Source organism: Nocardioides sp. R-C-SC26 (genome assembly GCF_021246465.1).
Taxonomy (GTDB): Bacteria; Actinomycetota; Actinomycetes; order Propionibacteriales; family Nocardioidaceae; genus Nocardioides.
Genome location: NZ_JAHRHK010000093.1, coordinates 1 through 307, shown reverse-complemented (window position 1 = coordinate 307; position 307 = coordinate 1). Strand labels below are relative to the sequence as shown.

The 307-nt window shown below is 76.9% G+C and carries 1 pseudogene; it reads left to right on the top strand.

The features are described from left to right. Positions 1-307: pseudogene (locus tag KSO97_RS17575) on the top strand (tRNA (guanine-N7)-methyltransferase); the annotation flags it as partial.

The following is a 307-nucleotide window of genomic DNA, read 5'->3' as shown; positions in this document are numbered from 1 at the left end:
AGATCGGTTCGGGTATCGGCGGGGCCACGGCGGCGCTGGCCGCAGGCCGTCCCGATCTCAACATCGTCGCGTTCGAGGTCTGGCGTCCCGGTGTGGCCGGCACCCTCGCGCGTCTGGGGCAGGGCGGGCTCACCAACGTCCGGATGTGCAGCGTGGGCGCCGTCTGGCCGCGCGCGCCGCTGTCCCCCCGGGTCTCGGTGGCGGAGCTGTGGCCCTTCTTCCCCGCCCCGTGGCACAAGGCCCGGCATCGCAAGGGGCGGCGGGTCCCCCACCCGCCCGCGGCGACCCCCGCGACCGGTGGGGCGAC